Annotated in this window: 15 protein-coding genes; 12 read left to right on the top strand and 3 right to left on the bottom strand. The window is 74.7% G+C overall.

Annotated elements, in window-relative coordinates; translation table 11 throughout:
- Positions 1-111 precede the first annotated feature (111 nt).
- On the bottom strand, positions 112-885 hold the full coding sequence (locus ACIQ9P_RS06550; protein WP_402350693.1) for a class I SAM-dependent methyltransferase: 774 nt from the start codon (positions 883-885) through the stop codon (positions 112-114).
- 214 nt (positions 886-1,099) lie between these two features.
- Positions 1,100-2,185 (bottom strand): alpha-hydroxy acid oxidase, encoded by a 1,086-nt coding sequence (locus ACIQ9P_RS06545; RefSeq protein ID WP_402350690.1) that lies wholly within the window; start codon positions 2,183-2,185, stop codon positions 1,100-1,102.
- Between the two features lie 205 nt (positions 2,186-2,390).
- On the opposite strand from ACIQ9P_RS06545, the gene ACIQ9P_RS06540 reads away from it, so the two are divergent.
- The 11 genes from ACIQ9P_RS06540 (at position 2,391) to ACIQ9P_RS06490 (ending at position 13,619) form a co-directional block, all read left to right on the top strand.
- Positions 2,391-3,821 carry a class I adenylate-forming enzyme family protein gene (locus ACIQ9P_RS06540; protein ID WP_402351470.1) on the top strand — a complete coding sequence of 477 codons (1,431 nt, stop codon included), beginning with the start codon at positions 2,391-2,393 and terminating at the stop codon, positions 3,819-3,821.
- Between the two features lie 219 nt (positions 3,822-4,040).
- On the top strand, positions 4,041-4,316 hold the full coding sequence (locus ACIQ9P_RS06535; RefSeq protein ID WP_402350687.1) for an acyl carrier protein: 276 nt from the start codon (positions 4,041-4,043) through the stop codon (positions 4,314-4,316).
- Complete coding sequence (locus tag ACIQ9P_RS06530; RefSeq protein WP_402350684.1) at positions 4,313-4,633, top strand: acyl carrier protein; 321 nt, start codon at positions 4,313-4,315, stop codon at positions 4,631-4,633. The genes ACIQ9P_RS06535 and ACIQ9P_RS06530 overlap by 4 nt, the downstream gene beginning before the upstream one ends.
- Positions 4,630-5,751: a beta-ketoacyl-[acyl-carrier-protein] synthase family protein gene (locus tag ACIQ9P_RS06525; RefSeq protein WP_402350681.1), complete on the top strand. Its 1,122-nt coding sequence runs from the start codon at positions 4,630-4,632 to the stop codon at positions 5,749-5,751. Before ACIQ9P_RS06530 ends, ACIQ9P_RS06525 begins: the two co-directional genes overlap by 4 nt.
- Positions 5,748-6,296 (top strand): hypothetical protein, encoded by a 549-nt coding sequence (locus tag ACIQ9P_RS06520; protein ID WP_402350678.1) that lies wholly within the window; start codon positions 5,748-5,750, stop codon positions 6,294-6,296. Before ACIQ9P_RS06525 ends, ACIQ9P_RS06520 begins: the two co-directional genes overlap by 4 nt.
- A 180-nt stretch (positions 6,297-6,476) precedes the next feature.
- Positions 6,477-8,123 carry a class I adenylate-forming enzyme family protein gene (locus ACIQ9P_RS06515; RefSeq protein ID WP_402350675.1) on the top strand — a complete coding sequence of 549 codons (1,647 nt, stop codon included), beginning with the start codon at positions 6,477-6,479 and terminating at the stop codon, positions 8,121-8,123.
- The gene (locus ACIQ9P_RS06510) at positions 8,120-9,382 is read left to right on the top strand and encodes a beta-ketoacyl-[acyl-carrier-protein] synthase family protein (RefSeq protein WP_402350672.1); all 1,263 of its coding nucleotides are present in this window, start codon (positions 8,120-8,122) and stop codon (positions 9,380-9,382) included. The genes ACIQ9P_RS06515 and ACIQ9P_RS06510 overlap by 4 nt, the downstream gene beginning before the upstream one ends.
- A gap of 235 nt (positions 9,383-9,617) precedes the next feature.
- The gene (gene hppD / locus ACIQ9P_RS06505) at positions 9,618-10,631 is read left to right on the top strand and encodes a 4-hydroxyphenylpyruvate dioxygenase (RefSeq protein WP_402350669.1); all 1,014 of its coding nucleotides are present in this window, start codon (positions 9,618-9,620) and stop codon (positions 10,629-10,631) included.
- A gap of 38 nt (positions 10,632-10,669) precedes the next feature.
- Entirely contained in the window at positions 10,670-11,584 is a 915-nt protein-coding gene (locus tag ACIQ9P_RS06500) for a phytanoyl-CoA dioxygenase family protein (RefSeq protein WP_402350666.1), read from the top strand.
- Positions 11,581-12,663: a thiamine pyrophosphate-dependent dehydrogenase E1 component subunit alpha gene (locus tag ACIQ9P_RS06495; protein ID WP_402350663.1), complete on the top strand. Its 1,083-nt coding sequence runs from the start codon at positions 11,581-11,583 to the stop codon at positions 12,661-12,663. Before ACIQ9P_RS06500 ends, ACIQ9P_RS06495 begins: the two co-directional genes overlap by 4 nt.
- A complete protein-coding gene (locus tag ACIQ9P_RS06490; protein WP_402350660.1) occupies positions 12,660-13,619 on the top strand; it encodes an alpha-ketoacid dehydrogenase subunit beta in 960 nt (319 codons plus the stop codon). Before ACIQ9P_RS06495 ends, ACIQ9P_RS06490 begins: the two co-directional genes overlap by 4 nt.
- A gap of 232 nt (positions 13,620-13,851) precedes the next feature.
- Here ACIQ9P_RS06490 and ACIQ9P_RS06485 read toward each other — a convergent pair whose 3' ends face one another.
- Positions 13,852-15,201 (bottom strand): acyltransferase, encoded by a 1,350-nt coding sequence (locus ACIQ9P_RS06485; protein ID WP_402350657.1) that lies wholly within the window; start codon positions 15,199-15,201, stop codon positions 13,852-13,854.
- Between the two features lie 214 nt (positions 15,202-15,415).
- On the opposite strand from ACIQ9P_RS06485, the gene ACIQ9P_RS06480 reads away from it, so the two are divergent.
- On the top strand, positions 15,416-17,833 hold the full coding sequence (locus ACIQ9P_RS06480) for an FHA domain-containing protein (protein ID WP_402350654.1): 2,418 nt from the start codon (positions 15,416-15,418) through the stop codon (positions 17,831-17,833).
- The last annotated feature ends 21 nt before the right edge of the window (positions 17,834-17,854 follow it).

Raw genomic sequence — 17,854 nt, 5'->3', positions numbered from 1 at the left:
CGGCCGGCGGTCGGAATGGGCAGCCGGGACGGCCTCGGGGTCGACGGCCGGTCCGGCCGTCGGTCGGCGGCCGCGGTGGCCGTCGGGCGGGCGGCCGTGGCGGCCGCCGGGTCAGCGGTCGGCCTCGACGTAGATGGTCTCGTCGGTCCGGAAGGCGGTGTCGAGGTCGGCGACGTCGCCGCGCACGCCCTCGCGGTAGGCGCAGTGGCGGATCCGCCGCTCCTCGAAGCCCGCCTCGGTGAGGACGTGCCGCAGCTCGTCCAGATCGTAGATCCACTGGTGGCCGTAGTAGCGGAAGATCTGGTTGACCAGGAACGCCGGTCGCTGCGGCATCGGCGGGCCGAAGCCCATGGTGGTGAGCCGGCGGTGGTGCTTGGCCAGGAAGCCGTCGCCCGTCGCGTAGCCGTTCAGGTAGCGGGCCAGGTCGGGGGTGGTGATGCGGAGGACGCCGCCGGGGCGCAGGATCCGGCGGGCCTCGCGCAGCCAGCCGATCGCGACCGGCATGGTGACGTGCTCGATCAGGTGCTCGGCGTACACCCAGTCGACGCTGGCGTCGGCGAAGGGCAGCGGGCGGGAGATGTCGAGCTGGGTGAACCAGCGGTCGCCGTCGACCCGGTAGAGCGTGCCGGGCTCGGTGGTGGCGTCGGGGCCGCGGAGCGCGGTGAGGTCGCTGCCGAGGCCGCCCGGGTGGGCGGTCCGGAAGGCCGCGAACTCGATCCCGGTGAGGCCCAGGGCGGTGAAGTCCTGGTGCTCGAAGGGGAGCCCGCCCTCGGCCGGTTCGAGGCTCCGGCACGTGGCGACGTCGGCGCTGAAGCGGTCGAGCTGCTCGGCGAGGCCGTCGGGGTCCTCCCAGTCCCAGCCGGGGAAGGCGTCCTGTCTGTTCATGGTCTCGGTCTTTCGGTCGCTGCGGTCGGGGCGGGGGTCGGGCTCGGGGCCGGCGTCCGGCGGTGGTCGCTCCGGTCGGTCGACGGGCCACTTGACAGGCCGTTTGACGGGCCGTTTGACGGGCCGATCGGTGGGCCACTTGACGGGCCACTTGACGGGGTGGTCGGCGAGCCGCCCGACGGGGTGGCCCGCGGGTCGGTCGGCGCGCGCACGGTCAGACCGGCCAGGGGGCGAGGGCGGTGCGGTCCAGGTCCGCGACCGAGGGTCGGCCCAGCAGGGCCATGGTGTGCTCCAGTTCGTCGCGCAGCAGGTCGAGGACCTGTCCGACGCCGGCCTCGCCGCCGGTGGCCAGACCCCAGAACACCGGACGGCCGACCAGGACGGCGCGCGCGCCCAGGGCGAGCGCGACGGCGATGTCGGCCCCGCTGCGCACGCCGCCGTCGAGCAGCGCCGGGATGTGCGGCGGCAGGGCGTCGACGACCTCGGGCAGTGCGGCGAGGGCGGGCAGCACACCGTCGAGTTGACGGCCGCCGTGGTTGGAGACCACGACCGCGTCCACGCCGTGGTCGGCGGCGCGGCGGGCGTCCTCGGCGGTCAGCACGCCCTTGAGGACCAGCGGCAGCCGGCTGCGTTCGCGCAGCCAGGCGAGATCGGCCCAGGTCAGGGTGGGATCGAACTGCTCCTTGGCGTGCTCGGCGATGCCCGAACTGCCCCGGCCGGCGTGGTGGCTGGCGGTCATCAGGGCGGGGTCGAGGTTGACCGCGCGGATCTCCGGCGGGACGGCGAAGCCGTTGCGCAGGTCGCGCAGCCGGCGGCCGATCCGGGGGGCGTCGACGGTGAGCAGCAGGGCCGCGTAGCCGGCCGCCTCGGCGCGTTCCACCAGGGCGGCCAGGGCCTCGCGCCGACGCAGCCAGTAGAGCTGCAGCCAGAGCGGCCCGGTGGCGGCCTCGGCGATGTCCTCCAGGGTGCGGCTGGCGAAGATTCCGGCGACGAGCAGGGCGCCGGCCTTTCCGGCCGCCCGGGCGGTCGCTGTTTCCCCGTCCGGATGGACCAACCGGTGGTAGGCCATCGGGGCAATTCCGACCGGGACTTGCAGCGTGGAGCCGAGCAGATCGACGGCCGGGGCGCACACGGAGACGTCGACGAGCGCGCGCGGGCGGAACGCATGGCGTCCGAACATTTCCCGGTTCGCCGCCAGCGTGCGTTCCGCGCCGCTGCCGCCTTCGACGAAGTCCCAGATTTCCGGGGAGAGTTGATCGCGCGCCGCGCGTTCGATCCCGGCCAGCGTGAGTGGTGCCACGGGCGTCCTCGTTCCCGGACCGGCCGCGTTCGGACCGGCCCACGGATCGGCAGCGTAGGAGGTCTGGACCTGATTGGTATAGACCTTGATTTGACCAATCGTCTGTGCAATCGTCTGGCAACGGAATTGGACGTATTGCCTGGTGCCGCCGACGGCCCGGGAAAACAGCGACCAAGTGTCCATGACAAATCTCCTCACGTGTGGAGTGGCGTTGACCGGCTTTTCCTCTTCTTCACCGGCGCCCTTCTCACCCCCGCACGCCGATGCTCCCGCCGACTGGGTCGACCGGGTGCTGCTGGCCGGCCCCGGGGGTGAGGAGTGCCTCCGTTTCGGCACACCCGTCGACCGCGACGCCCTGCGCGCGCTGATCACCGAGCAGACCGAACGACTGGCCTCGGCCGGACTCGGCCCGGGCGGCAGCGCCGCCCTGCGGCTGCCGCCCTCCCTGGGCTTCGTCGCCGTCCTCCTGGCCACCTGGCGACTGGGGGCCCAGGCGGTTCTGCTCGACCACCGGCTGACCGACCACGAGGTCGAGCGGGCGGTCGCCCGGCTGCGCCCGCAGGTCCTGGTCGGCTCCGCCGGACGGACCGCCGCCTCCGCCCTGCGCGGCTGGTCCCAGGTCGACCCGGTGGCCGTCGCCCGGCCCGACGGCCGACCCGCCGCGACCGGCCACGCACTGGTCCAGCTCAGCTCGGGCTCGACCGGGCCGGCCAAGGTCATCGCCCGCACCGCGAGCGACTTGATCCGTGAACTCGACTGCTACCGCCGACTGGTGGCCTTCCCCGGCGAGGGCGAGCGGGTGGTGCTGCTCTCCTCGGTGGTGCACGTGCTCGGCCTGGTCGGCGGGCTGCTCAACAGCCTGCACGCGCACGCCCCGCTCACCGTCCCGGACCGGATGACGGCGGCCGGCATCCTCGCCACCGTCGCCGCCGACGACCGCCCGACCACCGTGATCGGGGTGCCCTTCCACGCCGAGCTCCTGGCCGGCGCCAACGATCCGCCGCAACTCCCGCAGCTGCGGCGGATGGTGGTCGCCGGCGAACTGGTCCGACCGGGCCTGGCCGCGGCCTTCACCGACCGCTGGGGCGTGCCGCTCGGCACCATGTACGGGATGACCGAGCTCGGGGTGATCGCCACCGACCTGGACGGCACCCTGCACCCGGCCAAGCAGCCCGTGCACGGCATGGAACTGCGACTCGTCGACGGCGAACTGCAGTTGCGCACCGAAGCCTCGCCCTACCCCGGACTCGACGACCCGACCCGCTGGGCGGACGGCTGGCTGCACACCCGCGACGCCGCCACCGTCGACCCCGGTACCGGCCGGGTCACCGTACTCGGCCGACGGGACTCGCAGGTCTCGATCGGCGGCCTCAAGGTCGACCTCACCGAGGTCGAGCAGACCCTCGCCGCGCTGCCCACCGTCCGGGAGGCCGTCGTGGTCTTCGACGAGGGCGCGATCGAGGCGTACTTCTCCGCCGAGGACGGCGCCGACCCGGCCCTCGTCCAGGACGGGCTCGCCCGGCAGCTGGCCGCCTACAAGCGGCCGCGCCGGCTCGCCTTCCTCCCCCAGCTCCCCCGTACCGCCACCGGCAAGCTGCTGCGCGACCCGGCCGCCCTGCGCGCCGCCGCCGGCTGAACCGGGCGCGCCGCGACCCGGCGCGCCCGCCCGCCACCCCGCACCACCGGCCCGGGCCACGAACCCCGGCCGCCACGAACCACCCGGAAGGGCCGGGCGGGATTCCCCAATGGGCAGCCACGGCCTGCCCATTGAGCCCCGAGTCCGCCCCGACGGGCCGCTTTCCCCTCCCCGACGACCCCGTGCGCACCGCCTGCGCCCGGGCACAAGGAGCACACCATGCAGGACCGCATCCGCGCGTTCGTCCTCGCCGCACTGGCCGAGATGCAGTACGACGTCGAGGGCGTCACCGGCGACACCGACCTCGGCCCGGCCGGCCTGGACCTGGAGTCCCTCGCCCTCGCCGACCTCTCGGTCCAGGTCGAGGACGAGTTCGGGGTGAAGTTCGACCTCGACGAGATGGAGACCACCGCGCTGATGACGCTGGACCAGTTCACCGCCGATGTCGAGGCCCGGATCACCGCCGCCGCCGCCACCTCGGGCAGCCCGGCGTGACCGACCTCGCCCGCCCCGACCGGGCCGAGGTCCTGGAGATGCTCGCGGCGTTCGGGCAGCGCGCCGCCGAGGACGTGCCCGATGAACTCGGATCGCTCGAACTCACCTGGCTGATAGCCGAGTTCGAGCAGCGTTACGGCATCGAGCCGGATCTCGACGACGAGGCTTTCGAGGCCGTCCGGACAGTGGACGACGCCGTCACGGTGTTCCGCGCGGCCGTGCTCGCGGCCGGTGGGGACGGGGCCGACGCGCCTTCGGACAGCACCGGACCGGGCCGTACCGACTCCGCCGTCACCGCGGGAGCCGCGCGGCCATGAACCGCCCCGACCCGACCGCCGTCCGGCCCGTGGTGACCGGCGTCGGCGTGCTCAGCGCCGCCGGCGAAGGGACCACCGCGCTGGCCGAGGCCGTCGTGCACGGAAAGGCCGCGTTCGGCCCGGTCACCCGGTTCGACGTCTCCGCCCGCCGCACCACCCGCGCCGCGCTGCTGCCCGAACCGCGCCCGCTCGCCGACGCGGTGCTCGCCGCCGTCGACCAGGCTTGCCGCCGGGCCGGACTGGACCCGGCCGACCCCGACGGCGGCCCGCCCGTGCTGCTCGCCCTCCACAGCGACCGGCACACCCGGGCCACCCTCGCCGAGGTCTCCGCCGGGACCGCCGCCCGCTGGGGCGGCCCGGGAGTCCAACGGGCCTACACCGGCGCCTGCGTGGCGGCCGGCACCGCCGTCGCCGACGCCGCCGCGCTGATCGCCGCCGGCCGCCGCCGGCGGGTCCTGGTCGCCGCCGGGCACCTGGTCGAACCGGGCGTCTTCGCCGCCTTCGACGCCGGCCGGGCACTCGCCCGCGACGGCGAACTGCGCCCGTTCAGCGCCGGCCGCAGCGGCACCCTGCTCGGTGACGCGGCGGTCGCCGTGCTGATCGAGGCCGAACCGGAGGCAGAACGGCGCGGCGCCCCCGTGCTGGCCCGGCTGGCCGGCTGGGGCCGGGCCGGCGACGCCCACCACGTCTGCCGCCCCGAACCCGAGGGCGACGGCGTGGCACGGGCGATCGAGGCCGCGCTCGGCCGGGCCGGAATCGCGCCCGAGGAGGTCGACTACGTCAACGCCAACGGCACCGGCTCGACCCTCTCCGACCACGCCGAGGCACTCGCCCTGCGGCGGGTCTTCGGCGCGCACACCGACCGGCTGCCGGTCAGCTCCAGCAAGGCCGTGCACGGCCACGCCCTGGAAGCCTCGGCACTGCTCGAACTCGTGGTCACCATCGGTGCGTTGACCGACGGACTGCTGCCGGTCAACGCGGGCTGGCTGGGACCGGACCCGGAGATCGGCCTGGACCTCGTCCTGGACGGCCCGCGCGCCGCCCGGCCCCGCCACGCGCTCACCCTCAACTCCGCCTTCGGCGGGGCCAACACCGCACTCCTGGTGGCCGCCCGATGACCGCACTGCGCATCCTCGCCGAGGCCGCCTGGCCCGACCCCGAAGCCCCCGGGCCCGAGCAACTGCCGCCGCTGCCCGGCTTTTCCGCGTCCACCTTCAACCCGCTCGTCGCCGAGACCGCCGAACGCTGCCTGCGCGCCCGCCACGGCGCCGCCCCCGCGCCCGGCCGGACCGCGCTGCTGCTGGCCAGCGCGAGCGGCGACCTCGCCACCGCCCGCGCCATCGAGGAGGGCGCCGCCGACACCACCCGGCGGATGCCCCCGCTGCTGTTCTTCCAGTCCAACCCGAACGCCGTGCTCGGCCACATCGCCGCCCGCTGGGGCCTGACCGGTCCCGTGGTGGCGATCTGCCCGAGCCAGCCCCCGCCCCCCGGACGGGTCCCCCAGGACGCGCTGGACCTGGCGGAGCTGCTGCTCGCCGACGGCGACGCCGACCAGGTGCTCGTCATCGCCGCCGAGCAGGCCGGGCACACCGGGCGAACCGGGCAGGCCGACGAAGCCGACACCACCGACCGGGCCGTGGCCCTGCTGGTCAGCACCGGCTGACCCGGAACCCCGAACCGACCGGAGCACCGACCCGAACCCGCCGATCGCCCCAGCACCACCCCTGCCGCACCCAGCGGCGCGAGCGGTCCCCCGCCCGCCGCGTCCCGCCGCAGCACACACCGCCGCACCCGAACGCCCTGCACACCCCGCACGCCCCGTACCTCGGGAGGGATCCACTCCGTGAGCATCCGCAGTATCCGCACCCTGCTGGCGGACGACCCGGCCGTCGGCGCCGGAAACGTCCTCACCCGCCGTCTCGAACTCGGCCTCGGCCTCGACGAGCCGCTGCTGACCTTCGACACCCCGGTGGACGAGCACCCCGCCTGGCACGCGCTGACCCTCACCGAGCTGGACCGCGCCGTCCGCGCCCGGGCCGCCGCCCTGCACGCCCTCGGCATCGGCCGCCGCGACCCGGTCGTGGTGTACGCCGGCGACGCCGCCGACCAGGTCCTCGCCTTCCTCGCGCTGGCCCGGATCGGCGCCATCCCCGCGCTGCTCAACCCCAACCTGGACGGCGAGCGGGCCGCCCGCTACATCGCCAAGCTCGGCCCGGTCGGCGTCCTCGCCGACCCGCCGCACCTGGCCGCGCTGGCCGGCCACGAGACCGGCGCCCCCGCGCTTCCGGAGATCGCGACGCTCGGCGCCGGCGACCCGGGGGCCGCGCCCGCGCCGTACCGGCACTCGGCCGACGACCCGGTGGCGATCACCCACTCCTCCGGCACCACCGGACTGCCCAAGGCCGTGGTCCACTCGCACGCGAGCCTGTACGCGGCGATCCGCCACCGGGCCCGGCTGCCCCGCCCGCAGGGCCAGGAGCGGATGCTCAGCGCCCTGCCGGCCCCGCACGCCGCCACCCTGATCGCGGTCAACCTCTCGCTCGCCTCGCACACCCAGCTCGCCATGCTCTCCAGCCAGTCCGGCACCGGGGTGCTGGACGCGATCGAGCGGTGGCGCCCCAGCGGCGTGATCGGCTTCGCCGCCACCTGGGCCGAGCTCGCCCACCACGACCTCACGGCACGCGAGCTGGACTCGGTCGCGCTCTGGTGGAACACCGGCGACTGCGCCCACGAGGTGCACATCCGCCGCCTCGTCGCCGCCGGCAGCCGTGAGTCGGTGACCCGCGAGGGCCGGGTCCGGGTCCCGGGATCGCTGTTCGTCGACGGCCTCGGCTCCACCGAGATGGGCCACTCCCACTTCTTCATCACCCACGGCCCCGGCACCGAACGCTACGGCCGCTGCGTCGGCCGGCCGCACGCCTTCGTCGACTGCGAGCTGGTCGGCCCCGACGGCGAACCGCTCGGCCCCGGCGAGGTCGGCGAACTCGCCACCACCTCACCGACCCTGGCACTCGGCTACTGGAACGACTCGGCCACCACCTACCGCACCCGGCTGCGCGGCCGCTTCCTCACCGGCGACCTCATGTACCGGGACGAGGAGGGCTACTACTACCACGTCGACCGGGCCGTCGACTCGGTCGAACTCGGCGACGGGAAGCGGCTGTTCACCGCCATGTCGGAGGAACGGGTGCTGGCCGCCCACCCCGACGTGCTGGACTGCACCGTGGTCGCGGTCCGCGACGGCGACCGGGTGGTCACCGATGTGCTGCTGGTCCTCGCCGCCGGCGCCGACCCGGAAGCCGACCGGACCGCGAGCGTCACCGCCGCGCTGGACCCCGCCGCGGCGGCCACCGTCCGCCAGGTGCTCGTGGTCGGCGGGGACGACATCCCGCTCGGCCCGACCGGCAAGGTCCGCAAGGTCCTGCTGCGGCAGCGCTACCTCGACTCGGTCGCCGCCGCGCCCGCCGCCGCCCCGGTGGCCGCCCGATGAGCGCCGCCCGCCGCCCGGGCGCCGTGGTCACCGGCATCGGCCTGGTCACTCCGGTCGGCCGCAAACCCGCCGAGGTCTTCGACGCCCTCACCGCCGGCCGTTCCGGCATCCGCGCCGTCCCCGAGGGCCACGCCGCCCACGGCTGGCTGAACGCCGCCGGCATCGCCCCGGCGATCGACGGCCGCGAGGTGCTGCCGCCCACGGAGACCCGCTGCGTGGACCGCTTCGTGCTGCTCGCGCTGGCCGCCGCCGACGACGCCCTCGCCGACGCCGGCCTGGTCGTCGGCCGGGACTCCGACCCGCACCGCACCGCCGTGGTGCTGGCCACCGGCGGCGGCGGACTGGAGACCTTCGAGCAGCAGTCGCAGCGCCGGACCGAACGCGGCCGCCCCGGCGTCAGCCCGTACCTCCTGCCCGGCATGCTCTCCAACATGGCCACCGCCCGGATCGCCATCAAGCACGGAATCCGCGGCTTCAGCACGGCCATCGTCACCGCCTGCGCGGCCGGCGCCCAGGCCGTCGCCGAGGGCCTGCGCCTGATCCGGGCCGGCGACGCCGACGTGGTGGTGTGCGGCGGCACCGAATCCTCGCTGCACCCCACCATCGCCGCCGCCTTCACCAACGCCCGCGCGCTGGCCTCCGGTTGGGACGACCCGGCGCAGGCGAGCCGGCCGTTCGACAGCCGCCGCAACGGCTTCGTGCTGGGCGAGGGCAGCGCCGTCCTGATCCTGGAGAGCCCCGAGCACGCCGCCGCCCGCGGCGCCGCCGGCTACGCCGAACTCACCGGCTGGGGCGCCTCCACCGACGCCCACCACCCGACCATGCCGCGCCCCGACGGCGCGGGCGCCGCCGACGCGATGCGCGCCGCCATCGCCAACGCGGGCCTGGCCCCGGCCGACATCGGCTACGTCAACGCCCACGGCACCGGCACCAAGCTCGGCGACGTCGCCGAGACCGCCGCCCTGCGGTCCGTCTTCGCCGGACACACCCCGGCGGTCAGCTCCACCAAGGGCGCCACCGGTCATCTTCTGGGCGCCGCGGGCGCGTTGGAGGCAGCGGTCACCGCCCTGGCGGTGGCCCGGGGGACGCTGCCACCGACCGTCAACCTCACCGAGCCGGACCCGGCCTGCGACCTGGACCACGTCCGGGGCGCCGCCCGTACCGGCCCACTCACCGCGGCCCTGAGCAACGCCTTCGCCTTCGGCGGGCACAACCTCAGCCTGGTCTTCGAGCCCGCCTCCACCCCGTCCCTCCGCTGACGCCGCCCTGCGGCGCGGCGCGGACACCCGTGTGAGGGGTTGTCTCGTGGATCCTTGCCGGGGCCGCGGCGGTGGGGCACGCACCTCGCCGCGTTGTCGTCAGTCGCCAATGCTCCGCAGTGGCTCCCTCCTCCGCCTTGCGATGCACGCACCCCACCGCCGCGGCCTCACCCGACAAAATCCACGAGACAACCCCTAGCCACTCGCCAACTCGCGATCCCCCGGGGAGATCCCGTTGTCCATCCAGTCCATAGCCCACGTCGAGTACCACAGCGCCGACGCCGACGCCACCGCGTCGGAGCTCTGCGCCGACTACGGCTTCACCGCCGTCCCGCCCGAGCCCGAACAGCTCGCCGCGGCCGAGTCCGAGAACGCCCGCACCGTCCTGGTGCGCCAGGGCAGCATCCGGTTCCTGCTGCGCTCCGCCGCCGACCCGGCGCACCCGGTGGCCCGCTACGCCGCCCGGCACGGCGAGGGCGTCGCCGCCCTCGCGCTCTCCTGCCCCGACCCGCAGGCCGCCCTCGACCGCGCCGAGCGGCACGGCGCCCGCGTCCTGGACCGGGCCGGCGGCCTGGTCGCCGGCTTCGGCGACACCGCGCTGCGGTTCGTCCCCGAGGTGCCCGCCACGCCCGAGCCGGCCGAGGCGGGCCCCCGGCTGCTGGACGCGCTCGACCACGCCGCGATCTGCCTGCCGGCCGGTCAACTGGCCGACGCGGTGCGCTTCTGCGAGGCCGCGCTCGGCATGCACCGGATCTTCGGCGAGTACATCGAGGTCGGCGAGCAGGCGATGGACTCCAGCGTGGTGCAGAGCGCCTCCGGCGAGGTCACCTTCACCCTGATCGAGCCCGACACCAGCCGCCGCTCCGGCCAGATCGACACCTTCCTCGCCGACCACGACGGCGCCGGCGTCCAGCACCTCGCCTTCCGCACCGGGGACATCGCCACCGCCGTGCGCAGCGCCCGCGAGCGCGGCGTGGCCTTCCTGACCACGCCCGGCACCTACTACGACGCGCTCGCCGAGCGGCTCGGCGCCACCGCCATCCCGGTCGAGACCCTGCGCGAGCTGGACGTCCTGGTCGACCAGGACCACGGCGGGCAGCTGTTCCAGATCTTCGCCCGGTCCACCCACCCGCGCCGGACGTACTTCGTGGAGCTGATCGAGCGCCAGGGCGCCGGCACCTTCGGCACCGCCAACATCAAGGCCCTGTACGAGGCTGTCGAACGGCAGCGCGCCGCCGCCTCCGTCTGACCCCACCCGCACCACCCAGAAGAGGAGGCCCGACCCCCATGACCACCGCACCCGAGTTCCACCTCACCGAGGCCGAACGCGCCCTGCTGCCCACCCCCGAGGAGGTGGCCGGCTACCTGGAGCACGGCTGGTACCTGTCGAACCGGCTGTTCAGCGACGAGGAGCTGGACACCCTCCAGGCCGCCACCGAGCACTACTACACCGGCCACCGCGACCGCGAACTCCCGGTCCGTCCGCCGCGCCTGGCCGCCTGGGACGCCTCGCACGGCCCGGTCCAGCGGCACAACGACTACGTGCACTACGAGAGCGACGCGATCGGCGCGATCCTGCGCAAGCCGCTGCTCGGCGCCGTCGCCGCACTGCTCGCCGAGGCCGAGGAGACCCGGATCTTCCAGGCCACCCTCATCTACAAGCCCCCGGTGCCGGGCGAGCCCAGCAACCAGGTGCCGTGGCACTTCGACAAGCACTACTGGCAGACCTCCTCCTCGGACCGGATGCTGACCGCCTTCCTGCCGTTCCACGACTGCGGCGAGGAGAACGGCACCATCACCATGGTCGACGGCAGCCACCGGTGGAAGGAGCTGCCCTCCGGGGAGGACTCCACCCGGCACTTCGCCGAGCGCGACAACTCCGAGCTGGACTCCATCCTGGACGCCAACGCGGAGTACAACGGCACCACGGTCCGCAAGGTCCCGATGATCATCCCGCGCGGGCACGTCAGCTTCCACCACTGCCGCACGTACCACGGCAGCGGCCCCAACCTGGCCGACTACCCGCGCCGGGCGGTGTCGCTGCACCTCCAGGACGGCGGCAACGCCTACCAGGCCGCCACCCGCCCGGACGGCGGGACGGTGGTCTACAACCACGACGTGCTGGTCCGCCGCACCCCCGACGGCCGCCCCGACTACGCCGACCCGGACTTCTGCCCGACCGTCTGGCGGGGAGCGCTGTGACCCCTGCGGCTCCCGTCGGCACCGGGCCGGGAGCCTCGTCCGTCGGCACCGGGCCCGCCGACAGCGCGCCGACCGCCCGGCCCGCCGACGCCCCGCCCGCCGTGGCGGCGCTCGACACGCCGGAGCGGCGCTACCGGATGCTGCGGCTGATCCGTTCCTTCGAGGAGCGGGCCCTCGGCCTGGTCAAGTCCGGGGTGATCACCGGCGGCATCCACCCCTACATCGGGCAGGAGGCCGTCGCGGTCGGCGTCTGCGCCGCGCTCGGTGCCGGTGACCGGCTCGCCTCGACCCACCGGGGCCACGGCCACGTGCTGGCCCGGGGCCTCGACCCGGCCCGGATGCTGGCCGAACTCGCCGGGCGGGTCGGCGGCTCCAACCGGGGCCGGGGCGGCTCGATGCACGCCGCCGACCTCCGGCTGGGCATCCTCGGCGCCAACGGCATCGTCGGCGCCGGTGCCCCGATCGCGGTCGGCGCCGCCTGGGCCGACCGGCAGGCCGGCTCGCACGCGGTCGCGGTCGCGTTCTTCGGCGACGGCGCACTCAACCAGGGCGTGCTGCTGGAGTCGCTCAACCTGGCCGCGATGTGGCGGCTGCCGGTGCTCTTCGTGTGCGAGAACAACGGCTACGCCACCACCCTGCCCGCCGGCACCGCGGTGGCGGGCAGTGCGATCGGCCGGGCCGCCGCCTTCGGCATCCCGGCCACCGAGGTGGACGGCATGGACACCGAGGCGGTGCGGGCCGCCGCCGAGGAGGCCGTCGCCCGGGCCCGGAGCGGCGGCGGGCCGAGCTTCCTGGAATGCCGGACCTACCGGTTCGAGGGCCACCACACCATGGAACGGCTGATGAAGCTGCACTACCGCACCCCCGAGGAGGTGGCCGCCTGGCGCGAGCGCGACCCGCTCCCCCGGGCCGCCGCCGCGATCGACGCCGGGCGCGCCGCCGCCCTGGACGCCGAGGTCGACGCCGACCTCGCGGCGGCCGAGGAGTTCGCACTCGCCTCGCCGCACCCCGACCCGGCCGGCGCCGCCGACCACCTCTACGCCTCCGGCCTGCGTCCCCGGGCGGGGGCGGTCGTATGAGACTGTCGTACACCAAGGCCCTCAACCGGGCGCTGGCCGACGAGTTGGAGGCCGACCCCGCGGTCTGCGTCTTCGGCGAGGACATCGGCGCCGGGATGGCCGGGCCCACGCTCGGACTGCTGGACCGGTTCGGGTCGGAGCGGATCGTCGACACCCCGCTCTCCGAGCAGGCGTTCACGGCGATGGCGGTCGGCGCCGCACTGGCCGGGCGGCGGCCGGTGCTGGAGTTCCAGATCCCGTCCCTGCTCTTCCTGGTCTTCGAGCAACTCGTCAACCAGGCGCACAAGTTCTCGCTGATGAGCGGCGGGCAGGCGGGCGTCCCGCTCACCTGCGTCGTCCCCGGCTCCGGCTCCCGGAGCGGCTGGGCGGGCCAGCACTCGGACCACCCCTACAGTCTGTTCGCGCACTCGGGGGTGAAGACCGTCGTCCCGGCCACGCCGACCGACGCCTACGGGCTGCTCCGCTCGGCGATCCAGGACCCGGACCCGGTGGTGGTGTTCGCCCCGGCGGCGGCGCTGCCGGTCCGCGAGACCGTCACCTGGGACCTCGTCCCGGTGCCGCTCGGCCGGGCCCGGGTGCACCGCGCCGGTACCGATGTCACCCTGGTGGCCGTCGGACACCTGGTGCACGACGCGCTCGCGGTGGCCGAGGAACTCGCCGGTGAGATCTCGGTCGAGGTGTTCGACCCGCGCACGCTCTACCCGTTCGACTGGGCCGCGCTGGGCGAGTCGCTGGAGCGGACCGGGCGGCTGGTGGTGATCGACGACTCCAACCGCAGCTGCGGGATCGGCGCGGAGGTGCTGGCCACCGCCGCCGAGGAGTTCCGGCTCACCGCTCCGCCCCGTCGGATCACCCGGCCGGACGGCACGGTGCTGCCGTTCGCTCCCGTGCTGGACCGGGCCCTGCAGCCCGAGCGGGAGCAGCTTCGGCACGCGCTGCGCGCCGTCATGAAGTGAGCCACACGGCGAATCGGTATCGAACGTCGACGGGGGCGGCCACCACGGCCGCCCCCGTCGGCGTTCGGAGCACCCGGCCGGAGCACCCGTCCGGAGTGCCCGTTCGGGTACTCCGGACGGAGTGACCGGACGGAGTGACCGGACGGAGCCTCTGGACGGGTTGCCCGGATGGGGCCTCCGTGCGGAGCGACCGCTCGGAGGCCCGTCCGACCTGTCCGTCCGGAGTACCCGCTCAGAGCACCTTGGGCACGGCCGCGAGCAGCGCCGGCAGCGGGTCCGACGGGTCCCGGTAGCGGTGCAGGGCCGCCCGGCCGTCCGTCCCGCGCAGCCGCGCTGCCAGCCTGGCGGGGACCACCAGCGTGGTGAGCAGTCCGGTGCCGCCGAACCCCTCCACGCTCCAGGAGACCCACGGCAGCGGGTAGTTGGCGGTCGGACTGAAGAACACCGGCCGCTGCCCCTGGAAGCTGGCGTCGTAGAGGCCGAACCGGCTCCAGTTGGAGAAGCTGAACCGGCGGTGCTGCGGGTCGAAGCCCAGCGGCACGCACCCGGCCAGCCCCGCGCGGCCGAGCTCGGCCAGGAAACGGAGGTTGGACCGCAGGTTGAGGTGCTCCTCGGCGTAGTCCCGGACGGCGGTGCGCAGCGCCCCGGCGAGGGCGGCCGGGCCGTCGGCGGGCGTGTACGGCAGGTGGATGTCGCCGAGCAGATTGCCGATCAGGCTGTCCGAAAGGCCGAGCGGGCGGCGGACGTTGACCGGGACGGTGAGCCAGCGGGTCTCCTGGTCCGCGTCCAACTCCCTGACGGTGTGCACGACATGCGCGCAGACGGCGTCACCGGCGGAGACCTTGACCCCGGCCGCCGCGCCGAACTCCTCGCGCATCCTGGCGATCTCGTCGTCACCGAAGTACAGCTGCACGGTCCGGTTGGCGCGTGGTCCGGCCGCCACCTCGCGCTCCAGCAGCAGGCGTTCGTCCTCGCCGGGCACCCGGAAGCCGGGCTGCCCGCAGTCCTCGGCGGGCAGCACCCGGTCGAGCAGCGCGTCCTGGTCCTCGACGAGTTCGGCCACCGGCAGTTCCTCGCCCTCGACCGCCGCCGACCAGGCGCGCAGCAGCAGGGCGAAGCTCTGCAGGTCGCCGATCGCGTGGTGCCAGGAGCAGCCGAGCACGGTGCCGCCGTCGCCGGTGCGGGTGACCCGGACGCCGAACAGCGGCCCGTCGCCGGTCCGGGCGGCCCGGGCGTCCAGCGGGTCGACGTGCTGGGCGCCGGGCGCGGTGACCCGGCCCATCGACTCGGCGAGGGTGCCGTCGACCCGGTAACTCACCATCGGGACACCGGAGTCGTCGCAGACGGCCTCCAACACCCCGTCGACGGTGCGCAGTCGGCCGGCGAACACCGGGACGCGTTCCAGCGCCCGGGCCAGTCCGGCGGCGAGCCGCTCCTCGTCGAGGGTCCGGTCGAAGAAGAGGACGACCGAGACGGAGAGGTCGGCGAGCATGGTGTCGACGAGACCGCAGCGGAGCACCGTCCCGGGCGCGACGCCGGCTCTGACCGTTCGGGTGTCGCGCAACTGCGGCCAGACGCTCAATGGATCCATCCCGGGGCTCGCGTGGCGTGTCGTACGGAGTGCCCCGACGACCGTACAGATCTCCCCGAACGATAGGGCAGTAACCGGGCGACGATCCAGTGGTCCAGTCCAATTGCATGGTATCGGATTGGGTCGCGGGCCCCGCCCGGCCCGGACCCGGCCCCGACCCGGCGTGGCCGGGCCGCGCGGGCGCCACCGGACTAGACTCCGAACCATGGGAGAGCGCCCGGGCGCGCCCGCCGCGCCGCCCCTGGTCCTCGTCACCGACACGGATTCGCAGCTGCTCGATCCGCGCCGGGCGTACCACGTCGGCCGCGACCCGACCAGCGAGATCGTCCTCGACGACCCCCGGGTCTCCTGGCACCACGCCGTGCTGCGCGCCACCGACGGCCGGTGGCAGCTGGAGGACGTGGGCAGTACCAACGGCACCTTCGCCGACGGCCGCCGGATCCGGGCCGCGGAGATCGGAGCCGGCACCAGGCTGCGGTTCGGCAACGTGGCGGACGGGCCGTCCGCCACCTTCGCCGGCCTGCCCGCCGCCCCGGACCCCGGCCCCGCCGCTGCTGCCGCCGCTGGTCATGCCGCCCCCGAGCGGCCCTCGCTCGTCGCTCCCGGCCTCTCCGGCACCTTCCGCCGCCCCAGCGCCGTGCTGCGGCTGCCCGGCCGGACGGTGCGGATCGGCCGGGCCCCCGACAACGAGCTGGTGCTGGAGGACCTCGTGGTCTCCCGGCACCACGCCGAACTGCGCACCCTGCCCGACGGCGGCCACGAGATCGTCGACCTGGGCAGCCACAACGGCACCTACCTCAACGGCCGCCCGGTCCAGCGGGCACCGGTCGGCCCGGCGGACATCGTCGGCATCGGCCACTTCGCGCTCTGCCTCTCCGGCGACGAGCTGGTCGAGTACACCGACACCGGCGAGGTCTCGCTCAATGTGCAGAGCCTGGTGGTCCGGGTCGGCTCCGACCGCCGGGTACTGCTGGACGACGTCTCGTTCCCGCTCGCCGAGAAGGCCCTGCTCGCCGTGGCCGGCCCCAGCGGCGCCGGCAAGTCCACCCTGCTCAACGCCCTCACCGGGCTGCGTCCGGCCGACGAGGGCACCGTGCTCTACGACGGCCGCGACCTCTACCGTGACTACGCCGAGCTGCGCCGCCGGATCGGCCTGGTGCCGCAGGACGACATCCTGCACACCCAGCTCACCGTCCGCCGCGCCCTCTCCTACGCCGCCGAACTGCGCTTCCCCGGCGACACCGCCAAGGAGGAACGGGAGGCCAGGGTCTCCGAGGTGATCCACGAGCTCGGCCTCGACGCCCGGGCCGACCTGGTGATCTCCAGCCTCTCCGGCGGCCAGCGCAAACGCGTCAGCGTCGCCCTCGAACTGCTCACCAAGCCCTCGCTGCTCTTCCTCGACGAGCCCACCTCCGGCCTGGACCCGGGCATGGAGCGCTCGGTCATGCAGATGCTGCGCGGCCTGGCCGACGACGGACGCACCGTCGTCGTGGTCACCCACAGCGTGCTCAGCCTGGACGTCTGCGACCGGCTGCTGGTCCTCGCCCCCGGTGGTCGTACCGCCTACTACGGCCCGCCCGACGAGGCCCTGCCGTTCTTCGGCTTCACCGAGTGGCCGCAGGCTTTCGAGGCGTTCGAGAACGAGGACCACGAGGCTTGGCAGCGCCGGTTCCGGGAGTCGCCCCAGTACGAGCGGTACGTCGCCGCCGGGGCCCTGCCGCCCGCCCGGCCGGTCCCGGTGGCCGGCCCCGGGGCGGAGCGGGCCGCCGACAGCATCGGCCCGGAGCAGCCGCAGGGCTGGTTCGCCCAGCTGGGCACGCTGATCCGCCGCTACACCGCGGTGCTCGCCGCGGACCGGCTGTTCCTGACCGTGATGATCGCCCTGCCGTTCCTGATCGGCGTGATGTGCCGGGCGATGGCGGGCAGCCGCCTCTCCTCCGACAACGCGCTGAACTGTCTGCTCACGCTCTGCATCGGCGGCCTGCTCACCGGCTCGGCCAACGCGGTGCGCGAGATCGTCAAGGAACGGCCGATCTACCAGCGGGAACGCGTGGTCGGGCTGTCCAGATCGGCCTATCTGGTCTCCAAGGTGGTGGTGCTCGGCACGATCACGGTGACTCAGGCCGCCGTCCTGACCGTGGTCGGCCTGGCCGGGGTCGACCTGAGCCCGACCCTGGCCAACGGGGTCACGGTGCACAGCGGGGTACTGCTGCCACCCCTGGCCGAGCTGATCATCGCGGTGGCGCTGCTCTCCTTCTCCGCCATGATGCTCGGCCTGCTGGTGTCCGCGCTGGTCCGCAAGGAGGAGGCGACGATGCCGCTGCTGGTGCTGCTCTCCGTGGTGCAGATCGTGTTCAGCGGCGCCATGCTGAAGCTGCACGACGTTCCCGGCCTGGAACAGTTCTCCTGGCTGGTGCCGTCACGCTGGGGCCTGTCCGCGATGGCCCGCACCGTCGACCTGCACACCGTCCTGCCGACCGCGATCACCGCCGACCCGATGTTCCGGCAGGAGCGGGCCGGGTGGCTGCTGGCGCTGGCGCTGCTGCTCGCGCTCGCGCTGGTGCTGGCCCTGGCCGTGCTCGCCCTGCTGCGCCGGCAGGAACCGGCGATCATGCGGAAATGAGTCGGCGGACGTGAACCGGCC

The sequence above is a fragment of the Kitasatospora sp. NPDC094019 genome, assembly GCF_044764505.1.
GTDB lineage: Bacteria > Actinomycetota > Actinomycetes > Streptomycetales > Streptomycetaceae > Kitasatospora.
Note: the sequence above shows the minus strand (reverse complement) of the source record. Positions and strands in the feature narration are given on the sequence as shown.

Coding starts and splice junctions, on each gene's coding strand:
- ACIQ9P_RS06550 (WP_402350693.1), bottom strand. CDS start 885: ATGAACAGACAGGACGCCTTCCCCGGCTGGGACTGGGAGGACCCCGAC.
- ACIQ9P_RS06535 (WP_402350687.1), top strand. CDS start 4,041: ATGCAGGACCGCATCCGCGCGTTCGTCCTCGCCGCACTGGCCGAGATG.
- ACIQ9P_RS06525 (WP_402350681.1), top strand. CDS start 4,630: ATGAACCGCCCCGACCCGACCGCCGTCCGGCCCGTGGTGACCGGCGTC.
- ACIQ9P_RS06520 (WP_402350678.1), top strand. CDS start 5,748: ATGACCGCACTGCGCATCCTCGCCGAGGCCGCCTGGCCCGACCCCGAA.
- ACIQ9P_RS06510 (WP_402350672.1), top strand. CDS start 8,120: ATGAGCGCCGCCCGCCGCCCGGGCGCCGTGGTCACCGGCATCGGCCTG.
- ACIQ9P_RS06500 (WP_402350666.1), top strand. CDS start 10,670: ATGACCACCGCACCCGAGTTCCACCTCACCGAGGCCGAACGCGCCCTG.
- ACIQ9P_RS06490 (WP_402350660.1), top strand. CDS start 12,660: ATGAGACTGTCGTACACCAAGGCCCTCAACCGGGCGCTGGCCGACGAG.
- ACIQ9P_RS06480 (WP_402350654.1), top strand. CDS start 15,416: ATGGGAGAGCGCCCGGGCGCGCCCGCCGCGCCGCCCCTGGTCCTCGTC.